The organism is Pseudomonas sp. H1_A03 (genome assembly GCF_054685145.1).
Map to the genome: position 1 here is coordinate 5,326,874 of NZ_CP162829.1, position 21,426 is coordinate 5,348,299.

At 60.8% G+C, this 21,426-nt stretch carries 20 protein-coding genes and 4 tRNA genes; 5 read left to right on the forward strand and 19 right to left on the reverse strand.

What is annotated here, in order from left to right:
* Window positions 1–19 precede the first annotated feature (19 nt).
* A complete protein-coding gene (locus AB4O35_RS24575) occupies window positions 20–697 on the reverse strand; it encodes an HAD family hydrolase (protein WP_065874088.1) in 678 nt (225 codons plus the stop codon).
* A gap of 206 nt (window positions 698–903) precedes the next feature.
* Here AB4O35_RS24575 and AB4O35_RS24580 point away from each other — a divergent pair, with 206 nt between their 5' ends.
* The 4 genes from AB4O35_RS24580 (at window position 904) to AB4O35_RS24595 (ending at window position 4,142) form a co-directional block, all read left to right on the forward strand.
* The gene (locus AB4O35_RS24580) at window positions 904–1,674 is read left to right on the forward strand and encodes an alpha/beta fold hydrolase (RefSeq protein WP_065874089.1); all 771 of its coding nucleotides are present in this window, start codon (window positions 904–906) and stop codon (window positions 1,672–1,674) included.
* A 111-nt stretch (window positions 1,675–1,785) separates the two neighbouring features.
* Entirely contained in the window at window positions 1,786–2,031 is a 246-nt protein-coding gene (locus tag AB4O35_RS24585; protein ID WP_049712400.1) for a DUF2790 domain-containing protein, read from the forward strand.
* Window positions 2,032–2,073: 42 nt separating this feature from the next.
* Window positions 2,074–2,745 (forward strand): heavy metal response regulator transcription factor, encoded by a 672-nt coding sequence (locus tag AB4O35_RS24590; RefSeq protein ID WP_049712399.1) that lies wholly within the window; start codon window positions 2,074–2,076, stop codon window positions 2,743–2,745.
* On the forward strand, window positions 2,742–4,142 hold the full coding sequence (locus AB4O35_RS24595; protein ID WP_065874091.1) for a heavy metal sensor histidine kinase: 1,401 nt from the start codon (window positions 2,742–2,744) through the stop codon (window positions 4,140–4,142). The genes AB4O35_RS24590 and AB4O35_RS24595 overlap by 4 nt, the downstream gene beginning before the upstream one ends.
* An 11-nt stretch (window positions 4,143–4,153) precedes the next feature.
* Here the strand turns inward: AB4O35_RS24595 and AB4O35_RS24600 are convergent, their stop codons facing one another.
* The 5 genes from AB4O35_RS24600 to AB4O35_RS24620 form a co-directional block, all read right to left on the reverse strand.
* A complete protein-coding gene (locus AB4O35_RS24600) occupies window positions 4,154–4,636 on the reverse strand; it encodes an anti-virulence regulator CigR family protein (RefSeq protein WP_460149338.1) in 483 nt (160 codons plus the stop codon).
* 63 nt (window positions 4,637–4,699) lie between these two features.
* Window positions 4,700–5,329, reverse strand: coding sequence for a pyroglutamyl-peptidase I (gene pcp / locus AB4O35_RS24605; RefSeq protein ID WP_065946013.1), 630 nt, complete (start codon window positions 5,327–5,329; stop codon window positions 4,700–4,702).
* 7 nt (window positions 5,330–5,336) lie between these two features.
* Entirely contained in the window at window positions 5,337–6,287 is a 951-nt protein-coding gene (locus AB4O35_RS24610; protein ID WP_065946014.1) for a DUF979 domain-containing protein, read from the reverse strand.
* The gene (locus tag AB4O35_RS24615) at window positions 6,284–7,000 is read right to left on the reverse strand and encodes a DUF969 domain-containing protein (protein ID WP_065874096.1); all 717 of its coding nucleotides are present in this window, start codon (window positions 6,998–7,000) and stop codon (window positions 6,284–6,286) included. The genes AB4O35_RS24610 and AB4O35_RS24615 overlap by 4 nt, the downstream gene beginning before the upstream one ends.
* Before the next feature lie 394 nt (window positions 7,001–7,394).
* Window positions 7,395–7,471, reverse strand: a tRNA-Val gene (locus AB4O35_RS24620).
* A gap of 184 nt (window positions 7,472–7,655) precedes the next feature.
* Here AB4O35_RS24620 and AB4O35_RS24625 point away from each other — a divergent pair.
* Complete coding sequence (locus tag AB4O35_RS24625; protein WP_065880889.1) at window positions 7,656–8,939, forward strand: NAD(P)/FAD-dependent oxidoreductase; 1,284 nt, start codon at window positions 7,656–7,658, stop codon at window positions 8,937–8,939.
* A gap of 221 nt (window positions 8,940–9,160) precedes the next feature.
* On the opposite strand, the gene AB4O35_RS24630 is transcribed toward AB4O35_RS24625, so the two are convergent.
* From AB4O35_RS24630 to AB4O35_RS24690, 13 genes are all read right to left on the reverse strand, one after another.
* Window positions 9,161–9,237, reverse strand: a tRNA-Asp gene (locus tag AB4O35_RS24630).
* A gap of 104 nt (window positions 9,238–9,341) precedes the next feature.
* Window positions 9,342–9,418, reverse strand: a tRNA-Asp gene (locus AB4O35_RS24635).
* A gap of 55 nt (window positions 9,419–9,473) precedes the next feature.
* A tRNA-Val gene (locus tag AB4O35_RS24640) sits at window positions 9,474–9,549 on the reverse strand.
* A gap of 107 nt (window positions 9,550–9,656) precedes the next feature.
* Window positions 9,657–10,421 (reverse strand): SDR family oxidoreductase, encoded by a 765-nt coding sequence (locus AB4O35_RS24645; protein ID WP_065874099.1) that lies wholly within the window; start codon window positions 10,419–10,421, stop codon window positions 9,657–9,659.
* Window positions 10,422–10,432: 11 nt separating this feature from the next.
* Window positions 10,433–11,644, reverse strand: a complete 1,212-nt coding sequence (locus AB4O35_RS24650; RefSeq protein WP_065880888.1) for an O-succinylhomoserine sulfhydrylase — start codon at window positions 11,642–11,644, stop codon at window positions 10,433–10,435.
* Window positions 11,645–11,709: 65 nt separating this feature from the next.
* A complete protein-coding gene (purF, locus tag AB4O35_RS24655; RefSeq protein ID WP_049712337.1) occupies window positions 11,710–13,215 on the reverse strand; it encodes an amidophosphoribosyltransferase in 1,506 nt (501 codons plus the stop codon).
* A gap of 41 nt (window positions 13,216–13,256) precedes the next feature.
* The gene (locus AB4O35_RS24660; RefSeq protein ID WP_003234314.1) at window positions 13,257–13,814 is read right to left on the reverse strand and encodes a CvpA family protein; all 558 of its coding nucleotides are present in this window, start codon (window positions 13,812–13,814) and stop codon (window positions 13,257–13,259) included.
* Window positions 13,815–14,070: 256 nt separating this feature from the next.
* The gene (locus AB4O35_RS24665) at window positions 14,071–14,733 is read right to left on the reverse strand and encodes an SPOR domain-containing protein (protein ID WP_065874102.1); all 663 of its coding nucleotides are present in this window, start codon (window positions 14,731–14,733) and stop codon (window positions 14,071–14,073) included.
* Window positions 14,717–16,024, reverse strand: a complete 1,308-nt coding sequence (gene folC, locus AB4O35_RS24670; RefSeq protein WP_065880887.1) for a bifunctional tetrahydrofolate synthase/dihydrofolate synthase — start codon at window positions 16,022–16,024, stop codon at window positions 14,717–14,719. Before folC ends, AB4O35_RS24665 begins: the two co-directional genes overlap by 17 nt.
* Window positions 16,021–16,941: an acetyl-CoA carboxylase, carboxyltransferase subunit beta gene (gene accD / locus AB4O35_RS24675; protein ID WP_065880886.1), complete on the reverse strand. Its 921-nt coding sequence runs from the start codon at window positions 16,939–16,941 to the stop codon at window positions 16,021–16,023. Before accD ends, folC begins: the two co-directional genes overlap by 4 nt.
* Before the next feature lie 244 nt (window positions 16,942–17,185).
* Window positions 17,186–17,818, reverse strand: coding sequence for a phosphoribosylanthranilate isomerase (locus AB4O35_RS24680; protein ID WP_065880885.1), 633 nt, complete (start codon window positions 17,816–17,818; stop codon window positions 17,186–17,188).
* 63 nt (window positions 17,819–17,881) lie between these two features.
* Window positions 17,882–18,706, reverse strand: a complete 825-nt coding sequence (gene truA / locus AB4O35_RS24685) for a tRNA pseudouridine(38-40) synthase TruA (RefSeq protein WP_065946015.1) — start codon at window positions 18,704–18,706, stop codon at window positions 17,882–17,884.
* A 141-nt stretch (window positions 18,707–18,847) separates the two neighbouring features.
* Window positions 18,848–21,394 carry a FimV/HubP family polar landmark protein gene (locus AB4O35_RS24690; protein ID WP_065910889.1) on the reverse strand — a complete coding sequence of 849 codons (2,547 nt, stop codon included), beginning with the start codon at window positions 21,392–21,394 and terminating at the stop codon, window positions 18,848–18,850.
* Window positions 21,395–21,426 lie beyond the last annotated feature (32 nt).

The window sequence follows — 21,426 nt, forward strand, 5'->3', positions numbered from 1 at the left end:
GGGCTCGGCTTTTTTTATATCAGGCCGCCCCGCTCTGCACATACAACAAGCCGTCCGTGTCGCACTGCACCTTCAACGGTTCATACCCGTCAATCGAAGGATGCTCGGTGACCATAGGCGTGTGATGTGTCGACGTCACGACCATCACATCCGCCCCTGCTGCCTCTGCCGCCCGGATGCCTACCGTCGCGTCTTCAAATACCAGGCAATCCTTCACCGGCACACCCAGGCGTTGCGCGCCCAGCACGTAACACGCGGGGTTCGGCTTGCCGAGGGCAACATCTTCAGCCGTCACCAGCACCGCCGGCGGCGCAATACCTGCCGCTTGCAGCCGACGCAACGCCAGTTCCCTGGGTGCGGAGGTGACCAGCGCCCACTGATCACCCGGCAGGCTGTTCAAAAACGTGACCGCGCCGGGAATCGCAACAACACCGTCCACATCATTGATTTCAGCCTCGGTAATCCATTGCGCCTCCACCTCAGGATCGACGCCGGGCAATGCCTGGCGTGTGATGGTATCGATCGCTCGAGCACCGTGAATGGTCTTCAAAAACGCTGCCACATCCAGGCCATGGCGTTCAGCCCAGATGCTCCACACCCGTTCGGCAGCGGCAATGGAATTGAGCAACGTCCCATCCATATCAAACAGAAAGGCACGGTAACGGCGGTTGAATACAGCTGAACCTCGGATGGACACTGCTTGGTTTCCTCATCGGTTTTAACAAATATCGGCCCAATGCAATCTACGGATCACCTCGGCGCTTGTAAACGCAACCGACGTCGAATGCATTACAGGTTTGTAATGCAGCCGTAAGTGTTGGCAGCACCCTCACTTCATACAGTGAAGTCGTCAGTCACCCACGCCGGATGACGCCACTTCCTACTGATGAAAAGGGTCCCACCATGAAACCTGCAAGCAAACTCTGCCTGATCGCCGCCAGCCTGCTGATGCTGGGTACTGGCACCGCCATGGCCGGCACGGTCGCACCGATCAAAGCCAATAACGTGGTGCTGGTACACGGCTCATGGGCTGACGGTTCGAGCTGGTCCGAGGTAATCACCCGGCTTCAGGCCGCCGGTTTGCACGTCACCGCCGTGCAGAACCCGCTGACCTCGGTGGCCGACGACGTCGCCGCCACCAACCGCGTGCTGGACCAACAAGACGGCCCTACCGTGCTGGTCGGTCATTCCTACGCTGGCACGGTGGTCAGCGACGCCGGGGTCAACCCGAAGGTCAGCTCGCTGGTGTACGTCGCCGCGCGCGCGCCGGACGCCAATGAAGACTTCGTCGCACTTTCGGCCAAGTTCCCGACCATGCCGGTACGGTCCGGTGTCGAAGACCACGACGGTTACCTCACCCTGAGCCAGGATGCCTTCCTCAAGTACTTCGCCGCCGATGTGCCACACGCCAAGGCCCTTGAGCTGTATGCCGTGCAGCAACCCATCACTAAAACCCTGTTCAACGGTCGCACCGTCAATGCCGCCTGGCACACCAAGCCGTCCTGGTACGCGGTGTCGACGAATGACCAGACCATCAACCCGGATCTTGAGCGCTTTCTTGCCAAACGTATGAACGCCACCACCATCGAGTTGCCTTCGAGCCACTTGTCACTGGTGTCCCACGCCAAGGAAATCACCGACCTGATCCTCGAGGCCTCCGGCCGCCAACCCTGAGCCCCGCATTACAAACTTGTCATCATCCTGTTGGTGGGCTGTTCGGGACGGCTGGTTACCGTGTACCCACTGCCACGACGTGACAGCCAACCCTTTTAGAGAGATACCGTCATGAAACTGTTTATCCTCGGCTTTGCCGCTCTGCTCGCAACCGGTTCCGTGTTTGCCGCCGAACCCGTGATCCACGACAAAACCGGCTTCTTCGTGCACCTGGATGTGGCCAAAGTACTGTCAAGCACCGACACCTACGGCCAATGCGGCATCGTCCCGGCGCAACTCAACTACCTGGACAGCCAAGGCCGTGAACACGTGTTGGACTACCAAGTCCAGGCCATCGGTTGCCCCAGTGATAATTGATCGGGCTACACTTGCGCCACGCATAGAGACAAGGCACTTCCCATGAACATTCTTGTAGTCGAAGACGAACCCAAAGCCGGCAATTACTTGCTCAATGGCCTTCAGGAATTGGGTTACTCCGTCAGCCTTGCCCGTGATGGCGTGGACGGCCTGCACCAGGCCCTGGAGACGCCGTTCGACGTCATCGTGCTGGATGTGATGATGCCGAAAATGGACGGCTGGGAAGTGCTGCGCCGCCTGCGCAAGGAAGCCGACACACCGGTGCTTTTTCTTACAGCCCGCGACGACATTGCCGACCGTATCAAAGGCCTGGAACTGGGCGCCGATGATTACCTGATCAAGCCGTTTTCCTTCGCTGAACTGGTGGCACGCTTGCGTACCCTGACGCGCCGCGGCCCGAGCCGGGAAGAGGAGCAGCTACAGATCGCCGACCTGCACATCGACGTACTGAAGCGCCGCGTCACCCGCGCCGGCACACGCATCACCCTGACCAACAAAGAGTTCGCCCTGCTGCACCTGTTCGCGACCCATCAGGACCAGGTGCTGTCCCGTTCGCTGATCGCCTCGCGCGTGTGGGACATGAACTTCGACAGCGACACCAACGTAGTCGACGTGGCCGTGCGGCGCCTGCGCTTGAAAATCGACGACCCGTTCCAGCTCAAGCTGATCCACAGTGTGCGGGGCATCGGCTACCGCTTCGATACCCAGCCATGAGCGGGCGCAGTCATTATTCCTTGACCCTGCGCCTGGCGCTGATCTTCGCGCTGCTCGCCTTCGCCCTGCTGGCTACCCTTGGCGTGGCGCTGTACCGCGAGCTCGAACGGGAACTGATCATGCGCGACGATGCCGCATTGATTTCCCGTGTCGATCAACTGCGCAACTTGCTCAACGACAGCAACACGCTCGACCTGATCAAGACCAAGCCGGAACTGTTCCAGAACATGCTGGGTAACCACGAGTCGGTATTGAGCATCGCCGCGCCGGGACAGAAACCGCTGCTGCTGGTGAACCCGGGTAATATCGATTTGCCGTCCGTGCCCCCCGTCGCGAAGGATCACGCGCTGGGACTCGCCGACGTGCACCATCTGCCTGGCGTCAATGGCGTGCCCTTCTCCACCGTCGCCGCCTCCATCGACTCCGGCGACCTGGGCAGCCTGCAAGTCACCAGCGGGCGCCTGATGACCGAGCGCACCGCGGTGCTCGCCAGCTATCGCTTGAGCGTTTATATCTTGGCGAGTATTGCCGCAATCCTCCTGGCAGTGGTCGGTTACCTGCTTGTTCATCGCGGGCTTTTACCGTTGCGCCGCCTGGCCCGGCACGCCCAGGGCATTGGTGTCGGCAACCTCGCCGAACGCCTCGACAGCCATGGCGCACCGAAAGAACTGCTGCCGATGATTGATTCGTTCAACACCATGCTTGAGCGGCTGGCCAAGGGCTTTGTGCAACTGGGCCAGGTGTCCACCGACATGGCCCACGAACTGCGCACGCCGATCAATAACCTACTGGGCGAAACCCAAGTCGCCCTGCAACAGAACCGCAGCATCGAAAGCTATCAGCAACTGCTGGCGTCCAATGTCGAAGAACTTGAACGCCTGGCGCGGATGCTCGACAACATGCTATTCCTGGCCCGCACCGACCCGGCCAGCGCCCTGCGCCAACGCCAGGAGCTCAGTGCCACGGATGAGGTTGAACGCATTGCCGAGTACTTTGAAGGCTTGGCGGGCGATGTGGACATCAGCATTCAGGCTAGAGGTGAAGGGGTGATCTGGGCTGAGCCAATGTTGTTGCGCAGGGCCCTGGCGAACCTATGCGCCAATGCCATCAAATATGGTGCGCCGGGGACTGAGTTGGTGATTCAGGCGGTTCCTGATGCCGAGGGCATTTACCTGAGGGTCAGCAACCAGGGCGAAACCATAGCGGCCGAACATCTGCCGCGACTGTTCGAACGGTTTTACCGGGTGGATGAGTCACGGGAACGCTCGGCGCAGTCCAATGGGTTGGGCTTGTCGATTGTGGCGACCATCATGCAGTTGCACACCGGGCGGTACAGCGTGAGTAGCCACGACGGCGTGACCTGCTTTGAGCTGTTTTTCCCAGGACGCGTGGCGTAACGTTTGCCCCGTCAGTCAAAGGCCCCACTGAGTACTTCGTAAATGATGCCCGACGCGATGGTCACCAATATCAGATCGGTACCTGCTTGCTGCCATTCATACCCATCATAACGGGGCAACTGGCCCAATAAACGGCCATCCAGCTTTTTGGCGATGCCCGGCGGCAATGGCTTACCGCGTGCGAGGTTCTTCTGGATACCAGGGGGCAACGCTGGCCCCGGGCTCCAGTAGTTGCGGTAGCCACCCAATACATTCAGTACCCTGCCGCGATCGACGCTGGGGCCGTGATTACCCGATGCGCCTTTGCCTTTGGGTTTGTCATGCCCCTGCCCACCCGAGCCGTTGCCGTTGCCGTTGCCGTTGCCGTTGCCGTTGCCGTTGCCTTTATCGTTGCCCTGCCCCTTGCCATTACCAGGATCGGCCAGGGCCATACCACTGCCAGCAAACAAGACAAGCGAAAGCACGACAGACACGCACTTCAGAGAGTTGATCATCGCAATTACCGTGGAATGGGTGTCCCTGAACTGTAGTTGAAGGTTGGCGCTCACGCCCTGCCCTCAACTGACCTGACCGCCCACTTCGACGATATCCATCGGGGTTTGCCATGCCGCAGACACCGCGATGCGCAACCCCTCGACCAGGGTCGACAGCACCATCGGCGGCTGGCATGCCCCGTAAACATCGGGGACGTGGATAAAGCCACTGCGCACGCCCGATCCCGCCAACTGGTGTTGCAACCGATAGAACACCTGGTTGCACACAAAGGTGCCCGCCGTTTGCGATACCGATGCCGCAATTCCCGCTTTGCCCACAGCCTTGACCATCGCCTTGATCGGCAGCGTCGTGAAGTAGGCTGCCGGGCCGCCAGCCACGACTGCCGTATCAATTGGCTGCTCACCCAGATTATCGGGGATGCGTGCATCGTTGATGTTGATCGCCACCCGCTCCATCGAGATAGTGCTACGCCCCGGCGCCAGGCCGGTGGCGATCACCATCGCTGGGTGCAGCTCATCGATCAACTGGGTCAGGCACTCGCCAGCGGTCGCAAACGCGCAAGGCAGGCGGCGCGCAACAATCTGCACATCGCCTTCCAGCAGCACGCCATCCAGTTGGCGCACAGCTTCCCAGGACGGATTCACCGGGTCTTGATCAAAGGGCTCGAAGCCCGTCAGCAGTACAGTTTGCATCTCGACCTCACATCAACAGGTAAAGCAGTACGATATTGACCACCAGCATCATCAACGCGGTCGGCAACTGGGCCTTGATTACAGCGTTCTTGTCCGGCAACTCCAGTAACGCAGCCGGCACAATATTGAAGTTGGCGGCCATGGGCGTCATCAAGGTCCCGCAGTAGCCGGAGAACATGCCGATCGCTGCCATCACCTCCGGGTTACCGCCGTAGATTCCCACCAGTACCGGCACGCCGACGCCGCCGGTCATCACCGGGAACGCCGCAAAGCCGTTCCCCATGATCACCGTAAACAAGGCCATGCCCAACACGTAGACCATCACCGCCACCAACTTGAAATCCAGGTTGATATAGGTGGTAGTGACATGCGCTACAGCCGTGCCGACCCCAGCTTCGTTAAACAGCAAGCCGAGCATCGCCAGCATTTGCGGCAGCACCATGGCCCAGCCCAGGGCTTCTGTGAGGCGGCGGGATTCGCGCAAGGCTTGTACTGGCGTATCGCGGGTCAGCCAGCAGGCAAGGCCAAGGGCGATCAGGCAGCCGATACCGAGGGAGACGAAGGTGGTGTTTTTCGGGTCCAGCAGCGGTACGCCGCCGATTTCGGTGTGTTTGAGCAACACCGAGCCGATCACCGTGGTCAAGGGGATGGCCAGCGCCGGGATAAACAGTTTGTGACCCAGCCGACCGGCACTGGCACGCGAAGCCTTGTCATGCAGCTCGGCATGCTTGCCACGGCCGACGCCGCCCATGCCGGCGATCAATGCCATGACCACGACGCCGACACCGATAACCACCGACGGCAAACGCTCACCGATCAGGAACGGAATGGCGAACAACAACCAGAACAATGCACTGGACCAGCGCTTGGGATGGGTTTTGTCCATCACGATCATGCCCGCCGTGATCAGCAGCAGAACGCCGGCCAGCCAGTAGAGGTATTGAATGGAAATGATCATTGCGCGACCTCCACGGGTGTGGCGGCAGGCGTCATCTCACGGGTGAGCCTTCGGTCAAACCGGTGCAGGCGGATCGCATGGATGATAAACGCGCAGATCGCCGTAGGAATGCCCCACACCGCGATGTGCAGAGGTTCCACATCAATCCCTGAGCCGAGCAGGAAGGTGTGCATCAATGCGATGGCGCCAAAGGCGACAAAGATGTCTTCACCAAAAAACAGCCCGACGTTGTCTGTCGCGGCGCACATAGCTAACACTTTGTGGCGCAATTTGTCTGGTAGCTTGCCGTAGCGTTTTTCGGCGGCACCCTCGGCCATTGGAGCCAGTAACGGGCGCACCATCTGCGGGTGCCCGCCCAGACTGGTCAAGCCCATGGCGGCGGTGGATTCGCGCACAAACAGGTAGATGATCAACAAGCGCCCGACCGTGGCGCGCTCGAACCGTGCAATCCAGTTCTGCGCATGCAGGCGCAGCCCATGGCGCTCCAATAGGCCGATGACCGCCAGGGGCAACAACAGAATCAACTGCAGGGCTCGGGTCTGAAGAAAGCCATCGCCCATGGTGGCAAGGATTTTTTCCAGTGGGAAATGGGCGGCGAAACCGGTGGCGATAGCGGCGGCGGTGACCACCAGCAGAGGGTTGATGCGCAAGACAAAGCCAACCACGATCACAAGTACGCCGATCAACGGCCATAAGTTCACAACAGTTTGCATGGCGAGGAGGTCCTTTAGTGCGCGCTGCGGCGCCATTACAGCAGGATGTGAACAAAGGGTTCACAGCAAGAAGCGGCGTGCAGTCGGCTCGGTTTTTTATTGTTGACCCGGAAGGTCGAGCGTCAGTGGCGGCAACTTTGCTGCCTGGGGCGGGAGGTGTCCAACAAGAAAAATTGTTGCTGCAAACCAATAAATTTTGTGGGTGACTGACCTGTTGCTGCTTCAGATTTCCTTGGCGGTAGCGCCTGACGCTAGCGCTCCGTTTTCCAGCTTCCCTTCGTCCTTCACGCAGCGGGACGCGTCCTGCACGGCCATGGGCAAAAATCACAGGCAACAAAAAAGGGCCCACCTTTCGGTGAGCCCTTCTAGACCGCCCAGCAGAGCGGATTTTGTTTGGTAGGCGCGATTGGACTCGAACCAACGACCCCCACCATGTCAAGGTGGTGCTCTAACCAACTGAGCTACGTGCCTGCTGTGAGGCGGCATTCTACGGAATTCCGGAGGGGTGTCAACATCTTTTTTGCAGCTAACCCTATGAATATGCGAATTTTTTATTGGCGTGGAGCCCACCCGTGAATTTCGGGTGGCTGGCAGGCAATTTTCAACTCAGGTAGGATCGGCGCACTCGTAAAAAATATAAAACAGAGGTTCCAGGATGGCGAACACCCCCTATCCCCAGTCGTATTACGCCGCTTCCGCGAATACCGTTCCACCTCGCCCGGCACTGCAAGGCGAAGTCGAAACCGATGTGTGCGTGATTGGCGCCGGCTATACCGGCCTTTCCAGCGCGCTGTTTCTGCTGGAGAACGGTTTTCGCGTGACGGTACTGGAAGCCGCCAAGGTGGGGTTTGGCGCCTCGGGCCGCAACGGCGGGCAGATCGTTAACAGCTACAGCCGTGATATCGACGTGATCGAGCGTAGCGTCGGGCCGCAGCAGGCGCAATTGCTGGGGCAGATGGCGTTTGAGGGCGGCAGGATCATTCGTGAACGCGTCGCCAAGTATCAGATCCAGTGCGACCTGAAGGACGGCGGGGTATTCGCCGCGCTTAACAGCAAGCACATGGGCCACCTGGAGTCGCAAAAGCGCCTGTGGGAACGCTACGGCCACACGCAGCTGGAGTTGCTGGACGAACGCCGCATCCGCGAAGTGGTGGCCTGTGACAACTACGTCGGCGGTTTGCTGGACATGAGTGGCGGGCACATCCACCCGCTCAACCTGGCCTTGGGCGAAGCAGCAGCGGTTGAATCGCTGGGCGGAACGATCTACGAGCAATCGGCAGCAGTGCGCATCGAGCGCGGCGCAAACCCAGTGGTGCATACCGCCGAGGGCAAGGTCAGGGCCAAGTTCATCATCGTCGCGGGCAATGCCTACCTGGGCAACCTGGTACCGGAACTGGCCGCCAAATCAATGCCATGTGGCACGCAAGTCATCACCACGGCGCCGCTGGGCGATGACTTGGCGAAGACGTTGCTGCCACAGGATTACTGCGTCGAAGACTGTAACTATCTGCTCGACTACTACCGCCTCACCCGCGACAAGCGCCTGATCTTCGGGGGTGGCGTGGTGTATGGCGCACGCGACCCGGCAAACATCGAGGCAATCATCCGTCCGAAGATGCTCAAGGCCTTTCCGCAGCTCAAAGACGTGAAAATCGATTACGCCTGGACCGGCAATTTCCTGCTGACCTTATCGCGCTTGCCGCAAGTCGGTCGGCTGGGTGACAACATTTACTACTCGCAAGGCTGCAGCGGCCATGGCGTGACGTACACGCACCTGGCGGGCAAGGTACTGGCGGAGGCGCTGAGAGGCCAGGCAGAGCGTTTTGATGCGTTTGCGGACCTGCCGCACTACCCGTTCCCGGGTGGGCAACTGTTACGCACGCCGTTTGCGGCGCTCGGGGCCTGGTATTACGGGCTGCGCGACAAGTTGGGCTTCTAACGCTATCCAACTGTGGGAGCGGGCTTGCTCGCGAATGCGGTGGTTCAGTCACTGGAAATATTGACTGACGAACCGCCTTCGCGAGCAAGCCCGCTTCCCACATAAGCCAAATCCCAGACACAAAAAACCCCGGCCTTTCGACCAGGGTCTTTGCTATCGGATCAAAGTAGCCAGAGGCTTTCTTTGTGCTCCAAGGCGTTCAGTGGGCCTTGAGGCAGATATGGCGCAGCGGACGGGACTCGAACCCGCGACCCCCGGCGTGACAGGCCGGTATTCTAACCGACTGAACTACCGCTGCGTATCGCTTGACCAGTTGAACGTAAACCCTCAACTGTCTTTAAACATCTGATCGATCAGCCTTGGCTGTTCAATCTCAAGCCTGATAAATCAAGCCTGGAAATATGGCGCAGCGGACGGGACTCGAACCCGCGACCCCCGGCGTGACAGGCCGGTATTCTAACCGACTGAACTACCGCTGCGCGTCGGTGCAACCTTTAACGTTGCGTCTTGCCCTGGGGCAAAACTCTCAAGAAGTGGTGGGTGATGACGGGATCGAACCGCCGACCCTCTGCTTGTAAGGCAGATGCTCTCCCAGCTGAGCTAATCACCCTTTGCTTCGTTGAGGCCGCGAAATTTACGCAGATAGCGGACCTAAGTCAATAGCCCGCTTGAAGTTTTTCTGAAAAAGACAAAATTGCTTCAAGACAGCTACCGGCCCTACTCGCTGTAAATCATCTTCTTGCTCATGCCACCGTCCACCACAAACTCTTGCCCGGTGACAAACCCCGCTTGGCGCGACAGCAACCATGCCACCATCGCCGCCACGTCCTCGACCGTACCCACCCTGCCCGCCGGATGCTGGGCGTGATCGGTATCACTCAGCGGCTCGGCGCGACGGGCTGCGGGATCACGCGCATCGATCCAGCCTGGGCTGACCGCATTGACCCGCACTTCCGGCCCAAGGCTCATGGCCAGGGCGTGAGTCAGCGCCAGCAGGCCACCCTTGCTCGCCGCATAGGCTTCGGTGTCCGGCTCCGATTGACGCGCCCGGGTCGACGCCAGGTTGACGATGGCGCCACCATGCGCACGAAGATACGGAGCGCAGTGCTTGGCCAACAGCATCGGCCCACTGAGATTCACGGCCAACACTCGATTCCAGTAGGCCAGATCCAGGCTTTCCAGGGTAATGTTGCGCGGGTCGGCGACCGCCGCATTGCACACCAGTGCGTCCAGGCGCCCGAACTGCCCGAGCACTTCGGCGACGCCTTGGGCCACTTGCTTCTCGTCGGCCACATCCATGGTGATAAACCAGGCGTTTTCGCCCAGCACCTTGGACACCCTGGAACCACGCTCGCGGTCCAGGTCGGTCAACACGACTTGCCAGCCTTCGCTGATCAGCCACGCGGCAATCCCGAGGCCAATGCCCCGCGCCGCGCCTGTCACCAGCGCGACACGCCCGTTACTGGCTGCCGCCGTGTCCATGGACCACTCGATCACAAGGCCGCCAGCCCGCGAGCCAGGTCAGCCTGCAAGTCGGCAACGTCTTCCAGGCCCACCGCAACGCGGATCAGGCTGTCACGGATACCCGCCGCCTCGCGCTCCTGTGGCGCCAGGCGCCCATGGGAGGTGGTGCTCGGGTGAGTAATGGTGGTCTTGCTGTCACCCAGGTTGGCAGTGATGGAGATCAGGCGAGTGGCATCGATAAAGCGCCAGGCGCCGTCTTTGCCGCCCTTCACTTCGAAGCTCACCACGGCACCGAAACCACGCTGCTGGCGCTGGGCCAACTCGTGTTGCGGGTGGCTCTTGAGACCGGCGTAGTGCACTTTCTCGATACCGTCCTGTTGCTCCAGCCACTCGGCCAGCGCTTGGGCGTTGGCGCAATGGGCCTTCATACGCAGGCTGAGGGTTTCCAGGCCTTTGAGGAAGATCCAGGCATTGAACGGGCTCAAGGTCGGGCCAGCGGTGCGCAGGAAGCCGACGACTTCTTTCATCTGCTCACTGCGACCGGCGACCACACCGCCCATGCAACGACCCTGGCCGTCGATGAACTTGGTGGCCGAGTGCACGACAATGTCCGCGCCCAGCTTCAACGGCTGTTGCAACGCCGGGGTGCAGAAGCAATTGTCGACCACCAGCATCGCGCCCTTGGCGTGAGCGACTTCGGCCAACGCGGCGATATCCACCAGCTCAGCCAAAGGGTTGGATGGCGACTCGACGAACAGCAACTTGGTGTTGGCCTTGATCGCCGCGTCCCAGCCGGACAGGTCCGCCAGAGGCACGTAGTCCACTTCGATGCCAAAACGTTTGAAGTACTTTTCGAACAGGCTGATGGTCGAGCCAAACACGCTGCGCGACACCAGCACGTGGTCGCCAGCACTGCACAGGCTCATCACCACCGCCAGGATTGCCGCCATGCCGGTCGCCGTGGCCACCGCCTGCTCAGCACCTTCAAGCGCCGCGATACGTTCTTCGAACGCGCGCACGGTCGGGTTGGTGTAACGCGAATAGACGTTACCCGGCACTTCGCCAGCAAAGCGCGCAGCGGCGTCGGCCGCCGTGCGGAACACGTAGCTGGACGTGAAAAACATCGGATCACCGTGCTCACCTTCCGGCGTGCGGTGTTGGCCGGCGCGCACAGCCAGGGTATCGAAAGCTACGCCATCGAGGTCGCTGTCCAACCGACCGGCATCCCATTCCTGACTCATGCTGCCACTCCTTACTCAATTCTTTATTTAAGATACAAAACCGGCCCCTCAGGGCCGGTTGTCACTCAGTTGTTGTACAGATCGATGATCGCGCTGACCGCCTGCGTCTTGATCTTCGACGAGTCATTACGCGCCTGCTCGATCTTGTTCAGGTAGGCCTCGTCGACATCCCCGGTCACGTACTTGCCGTCGAACACGGCGCAGTCGAACTGGTCGATCTTGATCTTGCCACCGCCGACCGCTTCGATCAGGTCCGGCAGGTCCTGATAGATCAGCCAATCCGCGCCGATCAGGTCGGCAACGTCCTGGGTCGAACGGTTGTGGGCGATCAATTCATGGGCGCTCGGCATGTCGATACCGTACACGTTCGGGTAACGCACGGCAGGCGCGGCGGAACAGAAGTACACGTTCTTCGCGCCGGCTTCGCGGGCCATCTGGATGATCTGCTTGCAGGTGGTGCCACGCACGATGGAGTCATCCACCAGCATCACGTTCTTGCCGCGGAACTCCAGCTCGATCGCATTGAGCTTCTGGCGAACCGACTTCTTGCGCGCCGCCTGGCCCGGCATGATGAAGGTACGGCCGATGTAGCGGTTTTTCACGAAGCCTTCGCGGAACTTGACGCCCAGGTGGTTGGCCAATTCCAGCGCAGCGGTACGGCTGGTGTCCGGAATCGGGATTACCACGTCGATGTCATGCTCAGGACGCTCGCGCAGGATCTTCTCGGCGAGCTTCTCGCCCATGCGCAGGCGTGCCTTGTACACCGAAACACCGTCGATGATCGAGTCCGGACGCGCCAGGTAGACGTGTTCGAAAATGCACGGGGTGAGTTTCGGCGCCACGGCGCACTGGCGGGTGTGCAGCTTGCCGTCTTCGGTGATGTACACCGCTTCACCTGGCGCGAGGTCGCGAATCAAGGTGAAGCCCAGCACATCCAGGGACACGCTTTCGGAGGCGATCATGTACTCGACGCCTTCGTCGGTGTGACGCTGGCCGAACACAATCGGGCGAATGCCGTGCGGGTCGCGGAAGCCGACGATGCCATAACCGGTGATCATGGCGACCACGGCGTAACCACCGACGCAACGGTTGTGCACGTCAGTCACGGCAGCGAACACATCTTCTTCGGTCGGCTGCAGCTTGCCACGCTGGGCCAGCTCGTGGGCAAACACGTTGAGCAGCACTTCCGAGTCGGAGTTGGTGTTGACGTGGCGCAGGTCAGATTCGTAAATCTCCTTGGCCAACTGTTCAACGTTGGTCAGGTTACCGTTGTGCGCCAGCGTGATGCCGTAAGGCGAGTTGACGTAAAACGGCTGAGCTTCGGCCGACGTCGAGCTGCCGGCAGTCGGGTAACGCACATGGCCAATGCCCATGTGCCCGACCAGGCGCTGCATGTGACGCTGGTGGAACACGTCACGTACCAGGCCATTGTCCTTGCGCAGGAATAACCGGCCGTCGTGGCTGGTCACAATACCGGCAGCGTCCTGGCCGCGGTGCTGGAGGACGGTTAGCGCGTCATACAGCGCCTGATTGACGTTCGACTTACCGACGATACCGACGATGCCACACATGCGACGCAACCCCTACTTAATGAATCTTGACTGAACACAACTTACTGAGGCGTTTTGGCCGGTAAGAGGTGTTCCTTGAACGGAAGATCAGCGGGTACGCTGATTCCGCTGGCCAGCCACTGACTGCTCCACCCCAGAATGAGGTTCTTGGACCAATCTGCAACCAATAGAAATTTTGGCACGAGTACCGACTCCTGCCACCATGCATCCTGCTGTACCGGCCCCAGGCTCAACAGCCCGACCGCCACGACCACCAGCAACGCGCCACGGGCAGCGCCGAAGGCCATGCCGAGAAATCGATCGGTCCCGGAGAGGCCGGTGACACGTATCAACTCGCCAATAAGATAATTGACCATTGCCCCCACCAGCAGCGTGGCGATGAACATGATGGCGCAGCCCGCGATGACGCGAGCCGAAGGTGTCTCGATGTATCCGGCCAGGTAGACCGACAATGAGCCGCCGAACATCCAGGCTACGACTCCTGCGATGATCCAGGTCAGCAACGACAGCGCTTCTTTTACGAAGCCGCGGCTTAGACTGATCAAAGCGGAGATGGCGACAATTGCAACAATCGCCCAATCAACCCAGGTAAATGGCACAGTGCAGCCTACGGACAGATGAGGCGGCGCATTTTAGCAGAGCGCTGGGCTGTCGGTAAGCTGTGATTGCGGCTGCTTTGCAAATCAATAGTTTGTGGCAAGCCAACGCGATTTCAAGCCACCACAAAACAAATGTGGGAGCTGGCTTGCCTGCGATGGGGCCGGCACATTCAACATCTCTGTTGATTAGCCCACCGTCATCGCAGGCAAGCCAGCCCCCACACTTGGCTTGCATTCCAACCAGAGGCTGGCGGTATCAGCCGCGCTCAGGCTGGAAACGGGTGACAAAACCCTTCAGGTTCTGCTGGCGATCCAGCAAGTCCCGCAGGCGATCCGCCTCTGCACGCTCGATCAGCGGCCCGATAAACACGCGGTTCTTGCCGTCGGCGCTGCGGATATAGGCGTTATAGCCCTGGCTACGCAGCTTTTTTTGCAACGCGTCGGCGCCTTCGCGGTTGCCCAGGCTGGCCACTTGAATCGACCAACTGATCGGCAAGCCATTCGGGTCGATACGACTCTGGCCCACATCAGGCTTGCCTGGTGCGGCGGGTTGCGGTGCTACCGGCTTGGGCGCGGGTGCAGGCGCGACGGGCTTGGCAGCCGCGACCGGCGCAGCGGGTGCTGGCTTGACCACTGGCACGCTGGGTTGCACCGGCATTGACGGTGCTTGCTGCGCAGCCACTTCATCATCCGTCGGCACAGGTTCTTCTTCCGGCAACGCCTGAGGCTCAGGCACGACCACCGGCTCAACCTGAACCTGCGGCACCGCCGGGGCTTGTGGCGCGGCCGGAGCCTCAACCACCACCTGACGCTCTTCGTCCTGGCGAGAAAACAGCATCGGCAGGAAAATCACCGCCAGCGCTACCAGAACCAAGGCTCCGACCATTCGCTGCTTGTATGCGCTATCCAGTAATGCCATGTGCAGCTTCCTCCGTGGAGCGCCGGGCTAACCACTCAAGCGCCTCGGCAACGCAATAAAATGACCCGAACAATAGAATTTCATCGTCGGGTGTGGCAACGGCGCACTGCGCTTCAAGGGCCTCGGTGACGCTTGCATATGACGCCACAGGTGCACCAAGGTTCTGCAAGGCCAGTTCCAGCTCAGCAGCCGGGCGACTGCGCGAAGTATCCAGCGGCGCCACAGCCCAGGCCTGGACACTGCCCAACAAGGGCGCGACCACGCCATCCAGGTCCTTATCCGCCAGCAGACCGAATACGGCAAGGCGACGACCGACCGGCGGCGTGCGTGACAGGCGCCGCGCCAGGTACTCGGCCGCATGGGGGTTATGTCCCACATCCAACAGCAAGTTCAGGCGCTTGCCCTGCCATTCGAACGCACGACGATCCAGGCGCCCTACCACGCGGGTAGCCAGCAATGTGGCAGCAATCTGCTCGGCATTCCACGGCAGATCCAGCAGCAGATAGGCTTGCAGCGCGAGCGCGGCGTTTTCCATTGGCAGGTTCAATAGCGGCAGGTCACGCAGTTCCACCGCCTGGCCACGGGCATCGCGCCCACGCCATTGCCAGTGCTGTTCACCGATCTCAAGATTGAATTCGCGGCCGCACAGGAAGAACGGGCAATCCAGCTCGCGCACCTTGTCCAGCAAGGTGTGCGGCGGATCCAGGTCACCACACAGCGCAGGCTTGCCCTGGCGGAAGATCCCGGCTTTTTCATAAGCCACAGACTCACGAGTGTTTCCCAGGTAGTCGGCGTGATCCACGCCAATGCTGGTAACCAGCGCCAGGTCAGCATCCACCACGTTAACCGTGTCCAGACGCCCGCCCAGACCGACTTCCAGCACCACCACATCCAGTTGCGCACGCTCAAACAGCCAGAACGCCGCCAGGGTGCCCATCTCGAAGTAAGTCAGGGAAGTTTCGCCTCGGCCCGCATCGAGTGCAGCGAAGGCTTCGCAGAGTTGCGCATCAGTGGCTTCGACGCCATTGAGTTGCACCCGCTCGTTGTAACGCAGCAGGTGCGGGGAACTGTAGACGCCGACTTTCAGCCCTTGGGCCTGCAGCAGCGCCGCGACAAAGGCACAGGTAGAGCCTTTGCCGTTGGTGCCGGTTACCGTAATCACGCGCGGTGCCGGACGGCCCAACCCGAGGCGGGCCGCTACCTGTTGCGAGCGCCCCAGACCCATGTCGATGGCGGACGGATGCAACTGCTCAAGGTAGGCAAGCCATTCGCCCAGGGTGCGCTGGGTCATAGGTTTGCTGGCACCGGCGGCACCACGATCGGCTCGACTTTAGGCGCGACGTAGACAGGCGTCGGCAGGCCCATCATTTGCGCCAGCAGGTTGCCCAGGCGCGGGCGCAGCTCACTGCGTGGGATGATCAGGTCGATAGCACCGTGCTCCAGCAGGAACTCGCTGCGCTGGAAACCTTCCGGCAGCTTTTCGCGTACGGTTTGCTCGATCACGCGCGGGCCGGCAAAGCCGATCAGGGCCTTTGGCTCGCCAACGATCACATCACCCAGCATTGCCAGGCTGGCGGAAACACCGCCATAGACCGGGTCAGTGAGCACGGAGATGAACGGGATGCCTTCTTCGCGAAGACGCGCCAGTACCGCGGAGGTCTTGGCCATTTGCATCAGAGAAATCAAGGCTTCCTGCATACGAGCCCCACCGGAGGCGGCGAAGCAGATCATCGGGCAACGGTTTTCCAGGGCATAGTTGGCCGCGCGGACAAAGCGCTCACCGACGATGGCACCCATGGACCCGCCCATGAAGGAGAACTCAAACGCCGACACCACGACTGGCATTCCGAGCAATTTGCCGCTGACGGAAATCAGCGCGTCTTTCTCGCCGGTCTGCTTCTGCGCACCGACCAAGCGGTCCTTGTACTTCTTGCTGTCACGGAACTTGAGACGGTCAACCGGCTCCAGGTCAGCGCCCAGCTCGTTGCGGCCATCAGCATCCAGGAAAATGTCGATGCGGGCGCGCGCGCCGATACGCATGTGGTGGTTGCACTTGGGGCAAACGTCCAGGGTCTTTTCAAGCTCGGGGCGATACAGCACCGCGTCGCAGGATGGGCACTTGTGCCACAGACCTTCAGGAACCGAGCTTTTCTTCACCTCGGAACGCATGATCGAAGGGATCAGTTTGTCTACTAACCAGTTGCTCATGCTTTCTTTCTCCAGTACCGGTGGCTTGAACACAGCCCCGCGTATGCCCTTGAGCTAAATTCATAAGTGGCGATGACACATGCTGGACGGGGTCAGACGTTCGACCGGCCATTTCCCGCATGTACCCTCAGCCTTCCAGACAACCTGCCAGCGCAGGGTTGCCACTTTATTTCCGAGCCACCCACAGGCGGCGCCGGGCTGTTTTACACAGTGGTAGTTATGGACGGCGGCAGACTGCCAGCCGTCACATCCCACCACCGCTGTTGCGCACGGCCCGCATGAATGCGCGAATCTTGTTGTGATCCTTGATGCCCTTGGCCTGCTCTACCCCACCACTGACATCCACGGCATAAGGCCGAACCTGTTCGATCGCGGCCGCGATATTCGCAGGGTTGAGCCCGCCAGCCAGGATGATCGGCTTGCTCAAACCTTCGGGAATCAGCGACCAATCAAACGCTTCGCCGGTACCGCCGGGCACGCCTTCGACGTAGGTGTCGAGCAGAATCCCGCGAGCGCCATCATAGTCGGCACACGCCGCCGCGATGTCATCCCCGGCCTTGACCCGCAACGCCTTGATATACGGGCGCTGGTAGCTTTCACATTCTTCCGCCGTTTCGTCGCCATGGAACTGCAACATGTCCAACGGTACGGCATCCAGGGTTTCGTTGAGCTCACACCGGCTGGCGTTGACGAACAGACCCACGGTGGTCACGAACGGCGGCAATGCGGCAATGATCGCCCGCGCCTGCAACACATTCACCGCCCGCGGGCTCTTGGCGTAAAACACGAAACCGATGGCATCCGCGCCTGCCTCGACTGCCGCCAGCGCGTCTTCTATGCGGGTAATCCCGCAAATCTTGCTGCGAACGGCTGACATGTCGTGAAAACCTCGGGGTTGGAACCAGAAAGTCCCGGATGGTAACAAAAGCTTTTCCGGGCGTCAGCCGCCAAGTTCGCTGAAACCTGTGAGGAAGTGTGGCCCGATGAAACGTTCCGGCAATTCGAACTCGTCGCGGTACTCCACATCCACCAGGTACAGGCCGAACGGATGTGCCGTGACCCCGCCCGTGCGGCGGATGCGGCTTTCCAGTACTTCCTTGGCCCACTCCACCGGGCGCTCGCCCGTGCCGATGGTCATCAGCACCCCGGCAATGTTTCGAACCATATGGTGCAGGAAGGCCCCGGCGCGGATATCCAGCACAATCATCTTGCCGTGTCGGGTCACCCGCAGGTGGTGGACTTCCTTGATCGGCGACTTGGCCTGGCACTGGCCGGCACGAAAGGCACTGAAGTCATGCACGCCCACCAGGTGCTGCGCAGCTTCGGCCATGCACTCAGCGTCCAGCGGGCGGTGGTTCCAGGTAATTTCTTCGTTGAGGTGCGCCGGGCGGATCTGATCGTTGTAGATCACGTAGCGATAACGCCGGGCGATCGCCTTGAAGCGCGCATGAAAGTGCGCCGGCATCACCTTGGCCCAGCTGACACTGACGTCATGGGGCAGATTGATGTTGGCGCCCATCACCCACGCTTTCATTGACCGTTCAGCCTGGGTGTCGAAGTGCACCACCTGGCCGCAGGCGTGCACGCCTGCGTCGGTGCGCCCGGCGCACATCAGCGATACCGGTGAATCGGCGACTTTGGACAGGGCCTTTTCCAGGGTTTCCTGCACCGTCAGCACACCGGAGGCCTGGCGCTGCCAGCCGCGATAGCGCGAGCCTTTGTATTCCACGCCAAGGGCGATGCGGTAAAAGCCTGCGGCCGCCATTTCGGCGGCCGCGTTATCTATATTTGCCAAGAACTGAGAGCCTGATGAGTTGCGCAGAGGGGGTCATTATGCCGGTTTGTGCGGGAGCCCACAAAAGCAAAACGGCGCCCCGAAGGGCGCCGCTGCTTTAACAATTGACGATCACGCCAGCCGGCCGAGCATTTCCTTGGCCTCGCCACGCTGGGTCTCATCACCTTCGGTCAGCACTTCAGAGAGGATGTCCCGCGCGCCGTCCGCATCGCCCATGTCGATATAGGCTTGGGCCAGGTCGAGCTTGGTCGCCACCTCATCCGTGCCGGAGAGGAAGTCGAATTCCGGCTCATCGTCGCCCAGCGCAGCGTCTTCCGCAGTAAAGGACGGCTCGATGGACGGATGTTCCAGGCTCTGGGACAGGCGATCCAGCTCGGCATTGACATCATCGAGCTCCGACGCAAAAGCATCAGGCTTGGCGCTTGCTTGCGGCTCATCGGCCAGGGACAGGTCGAAATCTTCCGGCAGATCGAAATCGTCCAGCGCCGCAGGGGTCAGGGTCGGCGGCTCGACAGCAGGCACGTCCTTCATCTGCTCTTCCAGGCCCGAGAGGAAGTCATCATCGGATTGCGCCGAAGCCGGTGCATCAGGTTGCAGGTCCAGGTCAAAGTCCGAAAGGTCATCCGGAGCGGCGTTGGCTTCGGTCTGTTGCTGCAGGAGCGACTCGAATGTCTGCTGATCGCCCTTGACCTCAGCCGGGGATGCCTCTTCCAGATCGTCCAGGCTCAAATCGAAATCGGTGTCGAAGGCCTCTGGCGCAGGCTCAGTCGGCTTGTCTTCGAGCAAATCCTTGACGTATTGAGCGTCCAGAGCGGCGGCAGCAACCGCAGCGCTGACGCCTGCCGCCAACACGGCCATGGCCGGGAAGCGGCTTTTGAGCTGCTCGACCTGGGCGTGGTTTTCACCATTGGCTACCAGCTGACGCTCTTGGGTGACGAAGCCGTCCTTGTCGTTTTGCAGGCCGTAGACTTCCATCAGCTTCAAACGCAGGTCGCTGCGCTTGGGCTCATGCTTGATTGCCTGCTGCAGCACATCGGCGGCCTGGTTCAGGTGGCCACGGTCGATATGGGATTGGGCCTGGGCCAGCGAATCGCTGGAGTTTGCCGGGGCGACAGCAACAGCCAGCGGCGCAAGTACAGAGGCAACGGTCGGCACAACAACTGCCGGCTCAACGACTGGGGCCGCCGCTGGAGCAGCGGCCAACTTGACGCTTGGCGGCGGCACTTCCAGGCCTTCGAAACTGTCCGGCGGCAGGTCGTGGTCAATGTTGGAGGTGAACTCCGGCTCTTCAGCCAGGGCCCGCGCCATGCGCAGGTGCTTTTCCTCTTCGCGGCGAGCATTGCGATGGCGCGCCCACAGCAGCAGAAGCAACAGCACCAACAAAATAGCCGCACCGCCGAGCACGCCGAGCACGACAGGGTTCGTCAGCAAGTCGTTGAATTTGCCCTCGGTGGTGGCAGGCGCAGCATCCGTCTTGACTGGTTCAGCCGCTGGCACAGGCGCTGCTGTCGCTGCATCGGGCACTGCCGGGGCAGCAGCCGGCTCACCTGCCAACTGAGCGGGCATTGCTGCAGTGGCCGGAGCGACCGGAGCGCCCTTTTCAGCCTGTAAACGGGCAAGCTGATCGTTTTTCAGTTGAATCAGTTTTTGCAGCTTGTCCAACTGGCTTTGCAGGTCGGCCGCGCGGCTTTTCAGCTCTTCGTTGTCGCGACGGGTAGTGTCCAGTTGCTCCTGGGTCATCGCCAGTTTGTCGCTCAGTACCGCGCTGTCGCCAGCCTTGCCTTTGGCGCCCTTCTTGGCCGCTTCGGCCGAAACCAGGCTCAGGTTGTCCTTAGCGTTGGTACTCGCTGGCGCGTTGCCAGCTTGGGTGCGCTTGGTGGCGTCCAGTTGCTGCTTGCCCGCCGCAGGGTTGGTGGCGACGCGCCGGCCCTGGCGCCAGGCGGCATTCTGCGCGCGGACTTCGGCTATCGCCTGAGGTTGTGGCAGCGCGGTGCTTTCTACGGTATCCGGCAGGCGCAGGACCTGGCCGGTTTTCAGGCGGTTGATATTGCCGTCGATAAACGCGTCCGGGTTGAGCGCCTGGATCGCCAGCATGGTCTGCTGGACCGAGCCGCCATTGCGATTCTTCGCGGCAATTTCCCACAAGGTGTCGCGGGGGGTGGTGGTGTGCTGCGCCGCTTTGCTCACGGCTGGCGCGGTGCTGGCCGGCGCCGCCACACGCGGGGCAGGCGCGGCGGCCGTCGGTGCCGGCTGGTCGAACTTGGCCGGGTCGAGCAATACGCTGTAATCGCGCATCAAACGGCCATTGGGCCATTGCACCTGCAGCAGGAAGCGTACGTAGGAGTCCGGCAGCGGCTTGCTTGAGGTGACACGCACCACGCTGCGGCCGTTGGGATTGACCACCGGGGTAAACGTCAGGTCATTGAGGAACGCCTGGCGATCGACGCCCGCATCCACAAACGCCTGGGATGAGGCCAGGCTCGGCGTGATCTCGGAAGCCGTGAGGCCACCGACATCGAGCAATTCGATCTCCACCGCCAACGGCTGGTTCAACTTCGACTTGAGGGTCATCTCCCCCAGCTGCAGCGCCTGCGCCATACCGGAGGACAGCGCCGAGGCGGCCGCTATTGCTAACACCAGTTTGCGAACTTGAACCATAGCCTCATCCTTTGTTTGAACACTCCCCGGCC